Here is a 14,607-nt window from a genome sequence, read left to right as displayed (position 1 = left end):
CCAAACACGCGCCCGACAACGCGTCCGTTGTTATTTTCCCTGAGATATCGACGACTTAGCCTGATATCGCCATGTTCGCTCTGTGCCCGACCGCTTCCGGGCACGGAAGGAACTTGATCATGCGACAGGTCCAGACATTTCTCCGCGCAGCTCCGGCCAGGATCGGCCGCCGCATTGCGCAGATCGTCGCGATCGCCGCCGCCAGCCTGCCTCAGGCTGGCGCGTAAGGACAGCTGTCCTGCCTGCGCTTTTCGCGCATCCGTCGCACTGATTTAATCTCACCCGTCCCAGCGCTAGTGCTAATGTGAGTCGATCCGATGCTACGGCGTAGCGGGGAGGATTCCATGTCGCGCTTTGTCGTCCAGTTCATGAAGGACGTGCTCGGCGGTAACGGCCGCGAGCGCGAGGTCTGCCAGGGTTCGCTCGAAATCGATGCTTTGAGCGAAGGCCAGGCGACGGAAATCGCAAAACTGAAATTCTGCGAGCAGCAGGCGCTGTGCGACTGGTCGCTGCATGCCGACCGCATCCGGATCGATGCGGCCGACGTTCACGCCTGATCTGGCGTTACAGAGTAACGCCGATCACTCCGGCAGGATGCGCACCGCGCCCTTTGCCGCGCTGCTGGCGAATGCCGCATAGGCCTTCAGCGCAGTCGAGACGGCGCGCTTGCGCGGCGCCGCCGGTTTCCACGCCGCATTGCCCTTCGCGACCATCGCCTCGCGGCGGCGCTTGAGTTCGGCATCCGCGACCTTGAGATTGACCTTGCGGTTCGGGATGTCGAATTCGATCACATCGCCTTCCTCGACCAGGCCAATCAAACCGCCTTCGGCGGCTTCCGGCGAGACGTGACCGATCGACAGACCCGACGATCCGCCGGAGAAGCGGCCATCGGTGATTAGCGCGCAGTCTTTGCCGAGGCCCTTCGATTTCAAATAGCTGGTCGGGTAAAGCATCTCCTGCATGCCCGGGCCGCCGCGCGGCCCCTCATAGCGGATCAGCACGACGTCGCCAGCCTTCACCTTGTTGCCCAGGATGGCGTCGACCGACGCGTCCTGGCTCTCGAAGATGCGGGCTGGGCCGGAGAATTTCAAAATGCTCTGGTCGACACCCGCGGTCTTCACGATGCAACCGTCCTCGGCGAGGTTGCCGAACAGCACGGCGAGACCGCCGTCCTTGGAATGAGCGTGCTCGGCGTTGCGGATGCAGCCGGTGGCGCGGTCGAGATCGACGTCGTCGAAGCGCTGATCCTGGCTGAATGCTACCTGGGTCGGCACGCCGCCTGGTGCCGCCATGTAGAAATTGCGCACCTTCTCGCTCGTGGTCCGCACGATGTCCCAGCGGTTCAGCGCATCGTCTAGGGTCGCAGTGTGCACCGTCGGCCCGTCGGTCGTGAGCAGCCTGGCGCGATCGAGCTCGCCGAGGATTGCCATCACGCCGCCGGCGTGATGCACGTCTTCCATGTGCACATCAGGCACCGAGGGAGCGACCTTGCACAGCACGGGAACCTTGCGCGACAGACGGTCGATGTCGGTCATCGTGAACGGCACCTCGCCCTCGCGCGCGGCGGCGAGCAGATGCAGCACGGTGTTGGTCGAGCCGCCCATCGCGATGTCGAGTGTCATCGCGTTCTCGAACGACTTGAAGTTCGCGATGTTGCGCGGCAGCACCTTGGCGTCGTCCTGTTCATAGTAGCGGCGGGCGAGGTCGACGATCAGATGACCGGCCTCGACGAACAGGCTCTTGCGGTCGGCATGGGTTGCCAGCACCGAACCGTTGCCGGGCAGCGCCAGGCCGAGCGCCTCGGTCAGGCAGTTCATCGAGTTCGCCGTGAACATGCCCGAGCAGGAGCCGCAGGTCGGGCAGGCCGAACGCTCGATCACGTCGACTTCTTCGTCCGTGACGTTGGAATCGGCCGCTGCCACCATGGCGTCGATCAGGTCGACCGCGCGCTTCTTGCCCTTGAGAACGATCTTGCCCGACTCCATCGGGCCGCCCGAGACGAACACGGTCGGGATGTTCAGCCGCAGCGTCGCCATCAGCATGCCGGGCGTGATCTTGTCGCAGTTGGAGATGCAGACCATCGCGTCGGCGCAATGCGCGTTGACCATGTATTCGACGCTGTCGGCGATCAGCTCGCGCGAGGGCAGGCTGTAGAGCATGCCGTCATGGCCCATCGCGATGCCGTCATCGACCGCGATGGTGTTGAACTCCTTTGCGACGCCGCCAGCCTTCTCGATCTCGCGCGCGACAAGTTGCCCGAGGTTCTGCAGATGCACATGGCCCGGTACGAACTGCGTGAAGGAATTGACCACCGCGATGATCGGCTTGCCAAAATCCTCGTTCTTCATGCCGGTGGCGCGCCAGAGGCCGCGTGCACCCGCCATGTTGCGGCCGTGGGTGGTTGTGCGGGAGCGATAGGCGGGCATCGTAAATCCTTCTCAAATCCTTGGGCTATGGGCATTTTTTAGGGGAGACGCCGTCCTTATGCCCGCCCGGGCCGGCCGTTTCAAGCGCGGAACCGCATGGCTGGACCGCGCTATTTGGGCAATGCTTGTTGGGCAGTGCTTGGCGCTTGGCTTGATCTCCGCCGGCCTGTTGCTCTAGGTGGTAAACGAACCGGAATTCCGGACAAGAAGAAACCAAGGGAGAGACGCGTGGCAAGGCTGCCCCTGATTGATCCGGAGACGACGGGAGGCGACATCCGCGCCTCGTTCGACCGCATGCCGGTCAAGCTCAACATCTTCCGCATGATGGCCCATGCCGAGGCCAACATGATCCCGGCGATGCGGCTCGGCAACTCGATCCTGCACAAGCAGAAGCTCTCGGCGGTCAATCGCGAGCTGTTGATCCTGCAGGCAGCGCAGCTCGAAGGCGGTGCTTACGAATGGCGCCAGCATGTGCCGATCGCGCTCGGCGTCGGCGTGACACAAGCACAGATCGATGCGGTGGAGCGCGCAGACTACAGCGGCGCGGCATTGAATGGGGCGGAGCGCGCGCTGCTGGTGTTCGGCCGCGAGGTCGTCGAGAAGGTCCGCGTCGGCGATGCCGCCTTTGCCGGCGCGCGCCAGCATTTCAGCGAGCAGGAGATCGTCGAGGCGATCATAGCCCTCGGCTTCTACATGATGATGGCGCGCCTGACCGAGGCGACCGAGACCGATCTCGATCCCGCGGCCGGCATGGCCGTGTTCGACGGCGGCAAGAAGCGGAGCGACTGAGATGTCGGAAACGTCGCTCGACGCCAAGGCGGAACGTTACGTGCGTCCCCTCAGCGCGGAATCGTCAGGCACCGCGCCGGGCCGGGGCCGCCTCGATGGACGTCGCATCCTCGTTGTCGGCGGGGGCCAGCGCGTGTTCGACGCGGCGACCGATCCGATCGGCAATGGCCGCGCCATGAGCCTGCTGTTCGCACGCGAGGGCGCGCAGGTCGCCGTCGCCGATCTCAACCGCGCCTCCGCCGAAGACACGGTTGCGCGCATCACGGCTGATGGTGGCCGCGGCTTTGCGATCGCTGCCGATGTGACCGCCGAGCCTGATGTCATCAGGATGATCGGCGAGGCGCACCAGGCTATGGGCGGGCTCGACGGCATGGTCTTGAACATCGGCACCTTCGGCAAGACCGGGCTCGACAATGTCAGTACGGAGGAGTGGAACAGGATTTACGACGTCAACGTCCGCGGTCCGATGCTGTGCTGCCGCGCCGCCTTGCCGAAGTTCGACAATGGCGGCTCGATCGTCTTCATCTCCTCGATCGCCGCGCTCAAGGCGGGATCGCAGATGGCGGTCTATGATTCCTCCAAGGCTGCGCTCGGCGGGTTGATGCGCAACATCGCGCATACCGGGGCACGGCGCGGTATCCGCGCCAATCTGGTCTATCCCGGCCTCGTCGACACCCCGAACGGACGCGAGGCCGGGGCCGGCCGTCCGTCGCGCGGCAAGAGCCATGTTCCGTTTGGCCGCCAGGCGACGGCATGGGAGATCGCCTATGCGGTGCTGTTCTTCATGTCGGACGAGAGTGTCTATGTCACCGCGCAGACGCTCGCGGTCGACGGTGGTCTGAGCGGATTATGATCTGAGTTTATTCCGCGGCGAGACCAACCGGGATCGGCGGCCGGCGCTTCGGGGCGCGGCTGCCCTTGCGTCCGACATCGCTTGGTCCGAGCGTCGCGGCGGCGGCCAAAAGCTGTTCACGCAGCCACTGGTTCGTGGTGTCACCCTCGGCGGTTGCATGCCAGTACAGATAATTGATGTGCGGGCTGATCGGGAAAGGGCAGGGGAACTGTCGCAATAGTCCCGGCTGCTCCAGCACGGACGCCGCGCTTTCGGACGCAGTCAGCAGCATGTTATTCCGGCTCACGACATGACAGGCGGTCGCGAAGTTCTGGCATAGCAGGCGGACAGTGCGCTGGATGCCAAGGCGCTGGAACTGGAAATCCTCAAACGATAATCCGCTGCGCCGCGACGTCACGCAGACATGTTCCATCCGCAAATAGGTCTTCCGGTCGAGCCGTGCGCCGAGGTCGGGATGGTTGCGGCGGGCAAATACCGCGATGCGCTCGGTCAGGATCTGCGCGCGTCGTACCTCTGCCGAGAGCGGCAATAGCGTATCGATCGCCACATCCAGCGTGCCGGCGGCCAGCTCACGCTCCAGGTTGTTGCGCTCGCAGCGCACGGTTGCGATCTCGACCAATGGTGCAACCGCGCTGATCCGGTTGACCAGCGCGCTCAGGATCGGCGCCTCGAGGTTGTTGCGCAGCCCGATGACGAAGCGTTTCGGCGTTTTGGCAGGATCGAACCGGTCGGTGTGGGTGAGCGTCGTCTCCAGGCCGTTGATCGCCTGGCGAACGGTGGTGATGATCTGGCGGGCCAGCGGCGTCGGCGTCATGACGTGATGGCGCCGTACGAACAGGGGATCGTTGAACATGGCGCGCAGCCGCCCGAGCGCGTGGCTCACCGCGGGCTGGGTCAGATTGAGGCGGAAACAGGCACGGCTGACGCCGCCCTCGGAATAGATCGCGTCGAACACGACGAACAGGTTCAGATCGATGTCGCGCACATGCATGAACTTAATCAATCCGTATCTGCCGAATGCATTTGACGAATACTAAGCGCCGCTCTTAAAGTCTCAAGCAAAATAAGACCCAAAAGAAGACATCAAAAAAAGAAGACCTGGAGGAAATGATGAGCGTGCAGTCGCCATCGCGTGGCGTTGCCGTCCCGGCCGCTTCATCGCGCGCGAGCTCGATGTTCGCCAAGCCGAGCCAGGAGCAGATCGTGCTCCTGATCACGATTGCACTGCTGATCGTGTTCGGCCTGACGCTGAACGGCTTTGCCACGATCTCCAACCTCCTGAATTTGCTGCGCAGCATTTCCATCCTCGGCGTGCTCGGCCTCGGCATGGGGCTGATCGTGATCAGCCGCGGTATCGACCTCTCCGAGGTCGCGATCATGGCGGGCGCGTGGTCGATCGCGCTGATCGAGATGCAGCACGGCATGTCGACATTCTCAGCCGTGCTGCTCGCGCTTGCGATTGCGATCCTGATTGGAACCGTCAACGGCGTGATGGTCGCCTTCGTCGAGGCGCCGGCGCTGTTCGTGACGCTGGCCGCCGGCTTCGTCATCTATGGCCTGGCGTTCTGGATCGCGCCGGCCTGGGTCGTCTATGCGCCCAAGGACGCGCCGGGACTGATGTACCTCGGTGCCGGGCGGTTGTTCGGCATCCCGGTTCCAATCCTGGTGTTCCTGGTCTGCGCCATCGCGATGCATCTGTTTTTGTCGCGCACCTCGATCGGCCGTTTCATCTACGCGCAGGGCGACAATCCGGAGGCCGCGCGATTGTCCGGTGTCCCGCTGCGGCCGCTGATCGTGCTGGAGCATGTGCTGGTGGCGCTGCTGGCCTGGGTCGCCGGCTTCGTCTGGGTCGGCACCACCGGCAGCATGCAGATGGCGATCACGCAAGGGACCATGATCTTCGACGTCGTGCTCGTCGTCGTGATCGGCGGCATCAGCCTGATCGGTGGCCGCGGCAGCGTGTTCAGCGTCGTGGTCGGCTGCGTCCTGATCGGCACCCTGCTGAACGCCTTCACCATCATGGACGTCAACACCGAGGTTCAGAACATCGTCAAGGGCGTGGTGCTGCTGGCGGCGATCGTGCTCGACAACTGGCTGCACCCCCGTGACGAGGAGACCGCGCGCCAGGGCGACTGAACGCACCCGGGCGCGCCGCGACGACATCAATCATATCAATCAAAACAAGAATATCTGTGGAGGAAACGATGAATACGACGAAGCTCTGGACTGTCCTGCTGGCCGGCGTAACGCTGGCTGCGTTGCCAATTGCGGCATCGGCGCAGGAGGAAGGCACCAAGACCGCGCGCGAGCTGCGCGCCTCCTACGACAAGGCGCTGGCAGGCAAGACCATCGCCTATCTGCCGATTGCGCTCGGCGTGCCGCTGTCGGACGAATGGGGCCGCGTGGTGCAGGAGGAGGCCGAGTGGCGCGGCATGAAGTACATCGTGCGCGATCCCAACAACAATCCGTCGGCGATGCAGCAGGCGCTGACCGCGCTGGTCGACCAGAAGCCCGACGTGCTGATCGTGCAGAACCCGAGCGTCACGCTGTTGATGAAGGATCTCAAGCGCGCCGAGAGCCAGGGCACGCATGTGATCCAGATCAACATGTCCTCGAACTACAAGTCCGGCGCCTTCGTCGGTGCCGACTGGCGCGAGATCGGCAAGATGCTCGCAACCGAAGTGGTCAAGGCCTGCGGCACCGCCTCCGGCAAGTCGGGCAAGGTCCAGATCGTGCAGGGCGAATTGACCGCAGCCGCCAGCGTCGATCAAGTCGGCGGCATCATGGAGGTCCTCAACAAGGACTCCAACATCAAGGTGGTGTCCAACCAGGCCGCCAATTGGGACGCCAACACCGCGCTCAACGTCACCGCGACCGTGATCCAGCAGCACCCGGACCTCTGCGCCTCGATCGGCTTCTGGGGCATCATGGAGTCGGGCGCCGCCCAGGCCATCCGCAACGCCGGCAAGATCGACGATGTCAAAGTGTATGCCTCGGGCGAGGGCTCGCAACTCGATTGCGACCAGGTCAATTCGGGCAACTTCGCCAAGTTCCTGAGTTACAAGGCGACCGAGCAGGGCCACGATCTGATGTTCGCAGCCGAAACCCTGCTGACGTCAGCCGACAAGCCCGGCACCCGCAATCTCGCCTATTACACGCGGCCGATCTGGCTCGATAAGACCAACGCCTCGGGCGGCAACTGCTTCGCGCTGAAGAAGAACTAACAGCATGATCCGGAAAAGTGGGCACCGGTTTTCCGAGAAGATCATGCTCAAATAAGAAGACGAGATCATGATGCGATTGCTTGCAATCGCATCATGATTGAGGGCGCGGCAGCCGGTGCGGGGCGCGCGCGTCCCGCGCCGGTTGTATCAAGAGCATGATCCGGAAAAGTGGAACCGGTTTTCCGAAAAGATCATGCTCAAATAAAAAAACGAGATCGTGATGCGATTGTCTGCAATCGCCTCATGATCGAGGGAGTGCTTGGCGATGTCGATGGCGATCGATTCCTTTGCCGCGTCGGTGCGGCGGTTTTCACCCCGGCTGTTGCTGTCGGAGCTGCTGCTCAAGCAATGGTTCGAGCCGGTCGTTCCCTTCACCGTGATGATCGGGCTGTGGGCGTATTTCGCGCTCACGATTCCCGATTACGCCTCGGTGCAGAACACGGTGTCGCTGCTGCGGCTGTTCGCCGAATTCGGCTTCGTCGCGCTCGCGATGGGGTTCTGTCTCGTCACTGGCGGCATCGATCTTTCCGTCGGTGCGATCTTCGCGCTGTGTAATTTCGCGGCGCTGTATTTCCTGCTGGTCCGCGAATGGCCGGTCGGCCTCGTCGTGCCGGCGACGCTGCTGGTCGGCGCTGTGCTCGGCTGTATCAACGGCTTCCTGATCGGCTTTCTCAAGACACGGCCGTTCCTGACCACGCTGGTGACGCTGATCATCCTGCGGGCCTCGGTCAACCTGCTCAACACCAGCTATGCGCAGGTGTTTGCCACCAATTCGGTCGACAGTGACGCCTGGGATTTCATCGGCGGCGGCAGCGTGCTCGGCATTCCCATCAACGCGGCGACGCTGTTCGTCGTGCTGCTGATCTGCCACATCTTCCTGTCGCGCTCGCGCTATGGCTGGCATCTCACCGCAATCGGCGCCAGCCGCAAGGCGGCGCGCCACGCCGGCATCCGCGTTCGTCTGATGCTGTTCATGACTTACGTGCTGTCGGGTACGCTGTGCGCGGCGAGCGGTATTTTCTACGCTGCGCGTCAAGCCTCGACGGATTCGACCACCGGCGTCGGCTGGGAATTCCAGGCCCTCACTGCGGTGGTGCTCGGCGGCGTCTCGCTCGCCGGCGGCAAGGGCACGGTGTGGCGGGCGATGATCGGCGCGCTGATCGTCTTCCTGCTGATCAACGGCCTCGTGCGCATGGGCATCCCCGGCTACGTCACCTCGGCGGTGACGGGCATGATCCTGCTTGCTGCGGTCGGCATCGACGTCAAATGGTCGAAGAACCGCGGCAAGGCGATCCAGAAGATCTATGTCAACCCGGCCTATGTGGCGCTGGCGCCGTCGCCGTCGGTGCGGCGCGGCTCCGGTTCGGCCTATGCGCAGAACGATCGGTTGATCAATGCGCAGGCGATCGGCATCGACCAGGTCGAAGGTCCTGAGGACGTCATCGTCGACCGCCAGGGCCGGGTCTACGGCTCGACCCGCGACGGCAATGTGATCCGCTTCTCTGGTGCCAACTTCGAGACCCGCGAGGTGTTCGCCCATATCGGCGGCCGGCCGCTCGGCATGCAGTTCGACCGCGACGAGAATTTGATCGTCGCCGTCGCCGGCATGGGCGTCTACGGCATCGCGCCTGACGGCAAGGTATTCAAGGTCACCGACGAGACCAACCGCACCTGGTACAAGCTGAACGACGATTCCCGGCTGCGTATGGCCGACGATCTCGACATCGCGCCCGACGGCAAGATCTATTTCAGCGATTGCACCACGCGGTACGAGATGACGACCAACACCCTCGACATCCTCGAGGCGCGGCCGAACGGGCGCCTGGTCTGCTACGATCCCAAGACGAAAACGACACGCACCGTCATCAACCATTTCTATTTCCCGAACGGCGTCTGCGTCTCGCATGACGGCCAGTCGGTGCTGATCGCCTCGACCTCGCTGTGCAAGATCTTCCGCTACTGGATCGCGGGCCCGAACAAGGGCCGCACCGAGATCCTGATCGACCAGTTGCCGGGTAACCCCGACAACATCAACCGCGCCTCCGACGGCAATTACTGGCTCGCGCTGGTCGGCATCCGCACGCCGACCTTCGATCTCTCGGTGCGCAAGCCCGGCTTCCGGCTGCGCATGGTGAAGCAGGTGCCGGCCGACGAGTGGCTGGCGCCGGGGCTCAATCATGGCTGCGTGCTGAAGTTCAACGAGAAGGGCGAGGCGCTGGAATCCTGGTGGGATCCGACCGGGACCTCGCATTCGGTGCTGACCTCGATGCGCGAGCACGAGGGCTATCTCTATCTCGGCGGCCTCGAGAACAACCGGATCGGCCGCATCAAGCTCGACGGCGTCGACGACAGCTGGACCGGATACGAGGCCTATTGGGGCGTCAAAAGCAGGGTGATCACGTAATGGGACTGTTCGATCATCTGTTGCGCGATATCAGAAGCGTCGTCGATCGCGATGGCGTCGACAGCACGATCCCGCCGCTCGACGGCGCGCTGAGCCCGAACGACCGGCTCGACACGGCTGTTGCGATCGGCGAGCCGCTGCCCGGTGTCGACGATGTCATCTCGGCCGGTGACGACACGATTTACGTCTCTGCCGGAAGGCGCGTGCTGAAGCTCAGCGGCGAGAATTTTTCGACGCGCGCGGTCGTCGCCGAATTCGAGGAAGACGCCGGCGGCCTTGCGCTGCATCCGGACGGCCGGCTGCTGGTTTGCGTCGCGGGCAGGGGCCTTGCCGCCATCGATCCGGCCAAACCAAATCCGCAATGGTGTGAGGCTGCCGACGGCAGCGCGCTTGCCGGCCTTCTGTCGGTGACCGCGGCACCGGATGGCCGCATCTATGCGGTCGAAGGCAGCGCCGGCCGCCACCCTGCCGAATGGCGTCACGATTTGATGGAGAAGCGGTCGAGCGGCCGATTGATCGCCTGCGGTGCTGATCTCGGCAATCCGCAGGTGTTGCTGCGTGACCTGCCGTATCCCTATGGCGTGACCGTCGCCGCTGGTGGCAAGGGTCTGTGGCTGACCGAAAGCTGGGCGCATCGGCTGAGCCGCTTCGCGCTTGATGGCAGCGGCCTCGGTGCGCGCGAGATCGTCGCCGGCAACATGCCGGGTTATCCGGCGCGGCTGCATCCGGACGGCCACGGAGGTCTGTTGCTCGGCGTATTCGCCCGCCGCACCCATCTGATCGAGTTCGTGCTCAAGGAAGACGATTTCCGCGAGGAGATGATGGTGACGATCCCGCCCGATTACTGGGTCGCGCCGGCGCTGGTCGGCGGCAGCGATTGCCTGGAGCCGATGCAGATCGGGGCGGTCAAGGCGCTCGGCATCCAGAAGCCGTGGGCGCCGCCGCGCTCCTATGGCCTGCTGGTGCATCTCGACGGCGAGGGTGAGGCGACCGACAGCCTGCACAGCCGTGCCGGCGGCCGTTTCCATGGCATCACCGCCGCCTGCGCCACCGACCGCGGCGTCGTCATCGCGGCCCGCGGCGCCGGACGCCTGCTGCTCTACACCGGAGACATCAGATGAATGACGGCGTGACGCAGGCGACCTCGAGCGCCGAGACCGCAACCCGCGAGCCGGTGCTGCAGATCACCAACGGCTCGAAAATCTATGGCGGCGTCCACGCCATCGAGGGCGTCAATTTCGATCTCTATCCCGGCGAGGTCCATGCGTTGGTCGGCGAGAACGGCGCGGGCAAATCGACGCTGTGCAAGGCGATCGCGGGCGCGATCAATCTTACCTCGGGCGACTATATGCTCGACGGCAGACCTGCCAAATTCGAGCAGCCGCGCGATGCGCTCAACGCCGGCATCTGCATGGTCTATCAGGAAACCAGCCTGGTGCCGACCATGACCGCGGCGCAGAACATCGAGCTCGGCAACGAAAAGCTGCTGACGCGCTTCCGCACCCTCAACATCCAGGCGCAGCAGCTCCTGCAGTCGCTCAATTTCCACGTCGATCCGGCTACTCCCGTCGGCCTGCTCGGCACCGCCAAGAAGCAGATGGTGGAGATCGCGCGCGCGATCTACAACAAGGCGCGCATCATCATCTTCGACGAGCCGACCGCCAGCCTGACGCCCGAGGAGATCGTCCACTTCTTCCACCTGGTGCGCGATTTGCGCGCCCGCGGCGTCTCAATCATCTACATCTCGCATGCGCTGGAGGAATCGCTGCAGATCGCCGACCGCATCACCGTGCTGCGCGACGGCAAGCTCGTGATCACGGCGCCGGCTAAGCAACTCACCCGCGATGCGCTGGTGCAGCACATGGTCGGCCGCGAGGTGGCGCAGGCGGTCTATGGGCGAAGAGAGAAGACGCATCAGCGCCGCGAGAAGGTGCTGACGGTCGAGAACGTCACCATGGGCATGGCGGTCAAGAACATGTCGTTCTCGGTCTATGCCGGCGAGGTCGTCGGCATCGCCGGCCTGATCGGCTCCGGCCGCACCGAGATCGCCAAGGTGATCTACGGCGCGCTGAAGCGCAATTTGGTCAATGGCGGCACCATCCGGCTGCGGGGAAAACCGATCCGCTACCGCGTGCCGCGGCAGGCGATCAATGACGGCATTGCCTACATCACCGAGGACCGCAAGGCCAACGGCTTCTTCGAGACCATGGTGGTCGACGACAACGTCTATATCGGCAGCCTCGCCACCCGCAAGGGCTGGAGTTTCCTGCTGTCGCGCACCCGGCGCAGCAAGCTCGCCAGTTACTGGGTCGAGCGCCTCAAGATCAGCGCCCTGCAGCGCAAGGCGCGGATCGTCGAATTGTCCGGCGGCAACCAGCAGAAGGTGGTGCTGGCGAAGACGCTGGTGCAGGACCCCTCGATCATCATCTTCGACGAGCCGACGCGCGGCGTCGACGTCGGCACCATCCCGCATATCCACAGCGAGATCCGCCGTCTCGCCGACGAGGGCAAGGCCGTGGTGGTGATCTCGTCGTATCTGCCGGAGATCCTGGCCGTGTCCGACCGCATCCTGGTCGCCCGCACCGGCCGCATCGTCGCCGAATTCGACGCCGCTGATGCGACGCAGGACAAGATTTTATACGCGGCGGTGCACTGATCTCTCCCCTCGTCATTCCGGGCTCGCGCCAAGAGGCGCGCCCCGGAATGACGAGGGGATAGCCCTGTGCCGCTGATTGTCAGTCGCCGCTGGTCGCCTTGAGGCACTTCTCGCCGGTGATCAATCCGCCAGCGCCGCCCGCAGCGCGGCGTTGAATTCCGCCGGGCGCGTCAGGAACGGCGCGTGGCCGGCGCCCTCGATCCATGCCACCGGGTGCGTGCAGCCCGGGATGTGCGCGGCGAGGTACGTGCTGGCGGCCGGCAGGCATATGCTGTCGTCGGCGCCCGCGATCACTGCCGTCGGCGTTGTGATCCTGGGCAGCAGGTCGATCAGGCTGCGCGGTCCCGAACTGGCAAAGGCGGCGAGCGCGATCGCCGGCGAGGTGGCGGCCGCGATCCCGGTGACGAGGCGCGTCGCCTCGGCATCTTCAGGCGCGATCATGCCTGAGAAGGCGGCGCAGCCGTGCGCGAAATCGCTGCTCAGGAGCTGGCCGAGCTGCATCGCCGCTTCGACCGGCAGAGCGTGCGGGAAGCTCTCGCTTGCCAGCAATTGCGGCGTGGTGTCGACCAGCATAAGACGCGCGAGCGTCTGCTGATATGTCGCGGCGAAAGTTTGTGCGATGGCGCCGCCCATCGACCAACCGACCAACGTGACATTCTTCAGGCCGAGTTGCGCGATGAGTTCAGCGAGATCGGCGGCGTGATCCTCGAAGCTGATGTCCGGTGTGCTTGTGGTGGATTGGCCGAAGCCGCGCAGGTCCACGCACACCACGCGATAGTCGCCCGCGAAGGCCGTGGCCTGATGCTGCCACACCGCGTGGCTCATCATGATGCCATGGACGAACAGCAGCGCCGAGCGGTCGCCGCCGCTGTCGGTCAGGAAGATATTGTTGCCGGCAATCTCGAGCATGGTGACCTCTCCCCGAAGGATGAACGAGAGGTCACTACCATCGTCGGTGATATCTGGTATTGCAGCTTCGGCGCAGGCGATTGAACGTTCGGATCACGTCAACGCGCTGCGCCGGAAGGCCGCGGGCGATGCCCCGGTCAGCGCGCGAAAGTGCCGATGGAAGTGGCTCTGGTCGGCGAAACCGAGCTCCAGCGCGAGATCGGCAAAGCTCACGGGCCTTGGCAGCTTCAACCGCTGTTTGGCGATCGCGATGCGATAGTCGATCAAATAGGCATGCGGCGCCTTGCCGAACGCGGCACGGAAACGCCGGGTGAACTGCGCGCGGCTGAGGCCGGTGAGGCCGGCCAGTTCGTCGAGCCCGATCGTCCGGTAATATTCCTGATGGATCAGGTCGATCGCGCGCTCGAGCGCGGGGCCACGATGGTTCGTCGCGGCCGGCAGCGGCAGCGCCGCGCCGAATTCCCGCATGATCCGGTGCGACAGCGCGGTCCCCAGCGCCTCGACATAGAGCGGGCCATTGAGCTCACCATTGGCGAGCTCGAGGGCGAACAGGCGCACCAGCGCCTGCAGCTCGGGCGAGGTGAACTGAAAGTCGTCGCGCAGATCGCTCCGCGCATTCGCGCCGTCCTGCCCGACATTGCGCGCGAACAGGTCCTCATCGATCATCAGGTGGATCGCGCAGGGGCGGCCTTCGCCGAACAGCCAGCGATTGTCCGCACCTGCCGGAATGAAGCTGAGCTCGCCGGTGCGCAACCGCGTCCGCGTCGTGCGGTCGGCGCATTCGTGATGAAACTCACCGTCGAGCGCCCTGGTGTGATAGACCAGAAGATGCGCGTTCATGCCGGCGCAGTTGATGTCGCTCGGCGGCAGGTCCGGATAGTCCTCGACACGCAGGCCGCGCCAGCCGAAGCCGCCGGAATGCGCCGCGCACGTCACCGGCACCATCGCCATGCGCTGCTCCGGATTCAGCAGGTGGCTTCCGCCCGAGCTCAGTCCCGTCATGGTTGTCTCTGCGCAAAGGTCGTCCCGGCGGCAGCACTCTCGCTTGCGGCGGCGACGGAGGCAAGGGGCCGCATCCGCACCATCGGGCGCCAATCACTGATTTGCCCGACGGTGCCACAAACTCGGTGTCGTCCCGGCCTTGAGCCGGGACCCATAACCACCGATGGTTATCGTTACGCAACGCTGGGGCCACAGCCCGCTCCAACAACGCAATCCTGTGGTTATGGGTCCCGGCTTTTCGCCGGGACGACGGTTGTGGGTGAGGCATCTCCACCCTTGACAATTGTTTTAAGTATAAAATAATATCCGGCATCGGCTCGCCGGGAAATGCGCCGTCCGAGCCA

The 14,607-nt window shown here is 64.2% G+C and carries 12 protein-coding genes; 8 read left to right on the top strand and 4 right to left on the bottom strand.

The window, feature by feature from the left end; genetic code table 11:
* The first annotated feature begins 344 nt into the window (after positions 1–344).
* Entirely contained in the window at positions 345–557 is a 213-nt protein-coding gene (locus UP09_RS19465; protein WP_044539869.1) for a hypothetical protein, read from the top strand.
* 24 nt (positions 558–581) lie between these two features.
* On the opposite strand, the gene ilvD is transcribed toward UP09_RS19465, so the two are convergent.
* Positions 582–2,426: a dihydroxy-acid dehydratase gene (gene ilvD, locus UP09_RS19460; protein ID WP_044539868.1), complete on the bottom strand. Its 1,845-nt coding sequence runs from the start codon at positions 2,424–2,426 to the stop codon at positions 582–584.
* A 228-nt stretch (positions 2,427–2,654) separates the two neighbouring features.
* On the opposite strand from ilvD, the gene UP09_RS19455 reads away from it, so the two are divergent.
* Both UP09_RS19455 and UP09_RS19450 read left to right on the top strand, forming a co-directional pair.
* The gene (locus UP09_RS19455) at positions 2,655–3,215 is read left to right on the top strand and encodes a carboxymuconolactone decarboxylase family protein (RefSeq protein ID WP_044539867.1); all 561 of its coding nucleotides are present in this window, start codon (positions 2,655–2,657) and stop codon (positions 3,213–3,215) included.
* A 1-nt stretch (position 3,216) separates the two neighbouring features.
* The gene (locus UP09_RS19450; RefSeq protein WP_044539866.1) at positions 3,217–4,068 is read left to right on the top strand and encodes an SDR family NAD(P)-dependent oxidoreductase; all 852 of its coding nucleotides are present in this window, start codon (positions 3,217–3,219) and stop codon (positions 4,066–4,068) included.
* A gap of 7 nt (positions 4,069–4,075) precedes the next feature.
* On the opposite strand, the gene UP09_RS19445 is transcribed toward UP09_RS19450, so the two are convergent.
* The gene (locus UP09_RS19445) at positions 4,076–5,071 is read right to left on the bottom strand and encodes a LysR family transcriptional regulator (protein WP_245302064.1); all 996 of its coding nucleotides are present in this window, start codon (positions 5,069–5,071) and stop codon (positions 4,076–4,078) included.
* A gap of 107 nt (positions 5,072–5,178) precedes the next feature.
* Here UP09_RS19445 and UP09_RS19440 point away from each other — a divergent pair, with 107 nt between their 5' ends.
* From UP09_RS19440 to UP09_RS19420, 5 genes are all read left to right on the top strand, one after another.
* Positions 5,179–6,204 carry an ABC transporter permease gene (locus UP09_RS19440; RefSeq protein WP_245302062.1) on the top strand — a complete coding sequence of 342 codons (1,026 nt, stop codon included), beginning with the start codon at positions 5,179–5,181 and terminating at the stop codon, positions 6,202–6,204.
* A gap of 68 nt (positions 6,205–6,272) precedes the next feature.
* Positions 6,273–7,292, top strand: coding sequence for a sugar ABC transporter substrate-binding protein (locus tag UP09_RS19435; RefSeq protein ID WP_044539864.1), 1,020 nt, complete (start codon positions 6,273–6,275; stop codon positions 7,290–7,292).
* 265 nt (positions 7,293–7,557) lie between these two features.
* Positions 7,558–9,696, top strand: coding sequence for an ABC transporter permease (locus tag UP09_RS19430; RefSeq protein ID WP_044539863.1), 2,139 nt, complete (start codon positions 7,558–7,560; stop codon positions 9,694–9,696).
* The gene (locus UP09_RS19425) at positions 9,696–10,817 is read left to right on the top strand and encodes an SMP-30/gluconolactonase/LRE family protein (protein WP_052833139.1); all 1,122 of its coding nucleotides are present in this window, start codon (positions 9,696–9,698) and stop codon (positions 10,815–10,817) included. The genes UP09_RS19430 and UP09_RS19425 overlap by 1 nt, the downstream gene beginning before the upstream one ends.
* The gene (locus UP09_RS19420; protein WP_044539862.1) at positions 10,814–12,352 is read left to right on the top strand and encodes a sugar ABC transporter ATP-binding protein; all 1,539 of its coding nucleotides are present in this window, start codon (positions 10,814–10,816) and stop codon (positions 12,350–12,352) included. The genes UP09_RS19425 and UP09_RS19420 overlap by 4 nt, the downstream gene beginning before the upstream one ends.
* A 120-nt stretch (positions 12,353–12,472) precedes the next feature.
* On the opposite strand, the gene UP09_RS19415 is transcribed toward UP09_RS19420, so the two are convergent.
* Together UP09_RS19415 and UP09_RS36365 are read right to left on the bottom strand one after the other, a co-directional pair.
* Positions 12,473–13,261 (bottom strand): alpha/beta fold hydrolase, encoded by a 789-nt coding sequence (locus UP09_RS19415; RefSeq protein ID WP_044539861.1) that lies wholly within the window; start codon positions 13,259–13,261, stop codon positions 12,473–12,475.
* A 93-nt stretch (positions 13,262–13,354) separates the two neighbouring features.
* On the bottom strand, positions 13,355–14,263 hold the full coding sequence (locus UP09_RS36365) for an AraC family transcriptional regulator (protein ID WP_052833138.1): 909 nt from the start codon (positions 14,261–14,263) through the stop codon (positions 13,355–13,357).
* Positions 14,264–14,607 lie beyond the last annotated feature (344 nt).

The organism is Bradyrhizobium sp. LTSP885 (assembly GCF_000938305.1).
In the GTDB taxonomy this organism is placed as follows: Bacteria; Pseudomonadota; Alphaproteobacteria; order Rhizobiales; family Xanthobacteraceae; genus Bradyrhizobium.
Note: the sequence above shows the minus strand (reverse complement) of the source record. Positions and strands in the feature narration are given on the sequence as shown.